Annotated in this window: 2 protein-coding genes, 3 pseudogenes and 1 other annotated feature; of the genes and pseudogenes, 2 read left to right on the top strand and 3 right to left on the bottom strand. The window is 41.4% G+C overall.

What is annotated here, in order from left to right; genetic code table 11:
* Positions 1 to 190 precede the first annotated feature (190 nt).
* A complete protein-coding gene (locus EI162_RS13815) occupies positions 191 to 1,588 on the bottom strand; it encodes a ComEC/Rec2 family competence protein (RefSeq protein ID WP_225737011.1) in 1,398 nt (465 codons plus the stop codon).
* 288 nt (positions 1,589 to 1,876) lie between these two features.
* Positions 1,877 to 2,599, bottom strand: a pseudogene (locus EI162_RS13820) (hypothetical protein).
* Positions 2,270 to 2,386: a sequence feature (AL1L pseudoknot), on the bottom strand. Its footprint overlaps the pseudogene before it by 117 nt.
* Positions 2,600 to 2,708: 109 nt before the next feature.
* On the opposite strand from EI162_RS13820, the pseudogene EI162_RS13825 reads away from it, so the two are divergent.
* Positions 2,709 to 2,993 (top strand): annotated as a pseudogene (locus EI162_RS13825) (transposase); the annotation flags it as partial.
* An 8-nt stretch (positions 2,994 to 3,001) separates the two neighbouring features.
* Here EI162_RS13825 and EI162_RS13830 read toward each other — a convergent pair.
* Positions 3,002 to 3,157, bottom strand: a pseudogene (locus EI162_RS13830) (IS982 family transposase); the annotation flags it as partial.
* A gap of 70 nt (positions 3,158 to 3,227) precedes the next feature.
* On the opposite strand from EI162_RS13830, the gene EI162_RS13835 reads away from it, so the two are divergent.
* Positions 3,228 to 3,378, top strand: a 151-nt coding sequence (locus EI162_RS13835) for an IS1 family transposase (RefSeq protein WP_192524218.1), incomplete at its 3' end; no start/stop codon positions are given.

The following is a 3,378-nucleotide window of genomic DNA, read 5'->3' on the forward strand; positions in this document are numbered from 1 at the left end:
GAAGGAACAGGACTATTTTTTGCCACTTCATAGCCAAAACTATCGCGCTTAGAATAACTAAACTTACTATTTTTGGCGTCGAATTGCCTAAAAAATAGTCTCTGTCAGTTCCTTAGCTGAATTCTATACAGCCCCTAGTATAACTGTGAAATATCACTATATTGTAACGCTTATAATATAAGCAAAAATTTTAGGGCTCAATATCGACAGCATCGACCGTAGCATTGAAAGACCACGCCGCCTCTAAACCCTTATCATCGTAGGTTATGGTCTGGTTTACTTTTTGACGATTGAGCACATCAGCCGTTATATGCGATGTGCTATGTCCAAGCCATGTGACATTATTAAATGTGGTCGCTTGCTCAAGGACACTACCAGACTTAGATGTATTATAGGACTGTACTGAACACAGCAATTCCCACATTTGCCAAAGGCGCTGATGCGTATCGGCATTTAAGATAATCCGTGATTTTGCAGCGTCAGTTTGTTGAACGGGTAATTGGCTATTCGACGTGAGGGTCTGCCCAGATACCGGTAATGATTTGAGCGGATCAGCCGCATTGTATGTTAGCACGCGTAAGGGTAAGCGGCTATCGATCACCACCGTACAGTCCCACACGCTGGCGTCGCCCACTTTACTCCAACCCGTCAGCGCTTGTATGGACAACTCACCATTGGTTAACTGCCAGCGTTTGCCTTGCTCACAACGTTGCACGCTTATGTCTGCCTTACTGGTAGATGAGCTGGCGACTTTATACGCTCGCTGCAATGCAGGCCAACGATCTGAACGCCCTGCTTGCCAATATTGACTAATGGGTAAACGCTGATTTAACTGCGCCACGGTCATGGGTAATAATTCAGAATTTTTGAGTTTAAAATTAGAGTCATGGTTCTGGTTATCATTACCAGCGAGCGTATCCGTCAAACCAGCACTACTGCTCTGTACGATGATGCCTTGTAACCTATCAACGGATAAGCTGCCTAATTGCTGTTCCAACATTATAGAAAACTGCGCGGCCGTTAGACGACTTGGCATGGTCCTTGTGGAGCTATCTCTGTGATCGGTTAACAGTAGCCAACTGACATTTTCCTTGTTTGTATTTGTCGCTGACGACGGATTATCATGACTTTTAATAGTGGCTTTATTATTAACAGGATATTGCAACAAAGCGGCACTTATATATCGATCGCCCGTTGGCAAAATATATAAAGTCGGTGTCGCTGCTAGCGACTGCTGATTGGCATATACCGTCATCATCAATAAGGTTAACGGTGGAAGTGCCAGCCAACGGTTGACAAACCCTCGGGGTAATAACCACGGCAATATACTCAGCAAGGCCATGAACAATATGGCGATGTTTACTGGTGTATAAAGCCATGCTTCTGACAATGCGGGTAATGAGGTCAACCACGTCATCAGCTTATGCAAGCCGGCGACGAGTGCACTGACAAGCTGCCAAATACTATCAGCGATAGTAGGTGATAAAAGATAACAAAGTCCTGCCAATAGATTAAGCGGCACGATGACCCAACCAAACAATCCAATGGCAAATAAGTTAATAACCAGACCCCACGATACTCGTAACATACAATACTGGTGACACTTACTCCAACCCTTGATACATCTACATATAAATAGATTTTGCTCATGTCCATAGTAAAGCAGATTTTGTATGGACATAAATCAATGAATGTCACCAGTTCTTAGCTTGTAATAGTCATATATTATTATCGACTTTATAAGACATTCACTTTGTATGGAGTGCCTATGAATTATATTTAAGCTATAAGGGTATTTAGTATTTTCACCACATTTAAGCTATTAAAAAGAAATATATTGAACCGCCTCGACTATATCGGAGACTGTTTATTTAAGTCAGGCAGCAATGCCTGACAGATTAAGATTATCATAATACCGCCTTTCAAACTCAAAGAGTGACACATATCCAATCGTGCTATGCAGTCGTGTTTTGTTAAACCACTCTACCTATTCAAGGGTTGCCAATTCAATATCATTCGCGCCATGCCATTGTTCTTTTAGATATTCAATCACCTCAGACTTATACAGTCCATTGACCGTCTCAGCTAAAACATTGTCGTATGAATGCCATCCGCTTTTATCTGCTTCCAAACCTTATGAGTGCCATAGCAGCATTTACTGTCCTGCCAGATGCGTCTTGACTTCACCGATGTAAAAGCCGTCATGCTGACTGCGTAGTGAATACTTTTCAGAATGATTAGCTAAATATTTTTCACGATGATAGGTTGATGGGGCAATCGGTAAGACTCTACAGATCAGTTCGATCCCATAAAGGAACGTATTGTCATCAATAAATTGAATCATCACTTCGGTTTGCGGTCGAGCTCCGCTTGGGCGAAACAACCGCAGCCTTGGGGATGATCTCATTGGTTTGCTTAAGCTTTTTATTATCACGTTCAAGCTCTTTAATGCTTTGCTTTTGGCTTTGAGCTTGGACATTTGCAGGAATGATTTGGTTTAGGTGCTTCTTATGCCAGGATCGCAAGGTTTCAGGCGTGCAGCCGATCTTAGGGGCAATGGCTTGAATGAAGGATAGTCGCCTACTGCTTCAATCAGCATACGAACGGCGCGTTCTTTAATCTCGGGGCGGTTCAGTATTGTTTTAGGCTCTGTTTTAATAATGTGTTGATATAACACATTATTAAATGGTAAAACAACCCTACAAGCTATGATTTATAAGGGTTTAACTATGTCAACCACAACAAATAATATTGACATTCTCAAACAGCTTTTTAACAACCTCTCTGAGCAAGAAAAAGAGAGGTTTTTAGGTGATATTTCAAGACTAAGTAATATTGAAAAAGTCATTCAGCCTAAAGAGGTATCTTGCTGCCCTCACTGCAACTCTACTCATTTTGTCAAAAACGGCACTAAATGCAACAACCAACGCTACTTGTGTCGTGACTGTAAAAAATCCTTTGTTGAGCAGACAGGTACAATATTATATAACTCACCCCACTCTCAACTTGAAATAAGCAATTCAAACTGAAGTGGCGGGTTACCAAGTTTTTTGTTGAGTACAAAGCATAGATTATGTGACAGAATTTTACGAATCAATCGATGAGACAAATGCCATAAATCTCTTGCTCGCACCCTTTGTATATTAAATCGTTCGGTGGTGTGTCAGAAAGTATGCTGAAGAAATAAAGGAGGGTGACAGCCAAAGCAAGATGATATATTTGAGGTTATGAAGACACAAATAGATATCAGCTGCCCCGACTGTCACAGTCCCAGTTTAAAGAAAAACGGTATAAAAAGCTATGGCAAGCAGAACTATCAGTGTAAGGACTGCAAACGTCAATTCATTGGTGACCATGCCTTAACTTATCATGGCTGTC

The sequence above is a fragment of the Psychrobacter sp. FME6 genome, assembly GCF_014861365.1.
Classification (GTDB): Bacteria; Pseudomonadota; Gammaproteobacteria; order Pseudomonadales; family Moraxellaceae; genus Psychrobacter.

Excerpts from the sequence above, each read along its gene's own strand:
- EI162_RS13815 (WP_225737011.1), bottom strand. The coding sequence starts at position 1,588 with ATGTTACGAGTATCGTGGGGTCTGGTTATTAACTTATTTGCCATTGGA.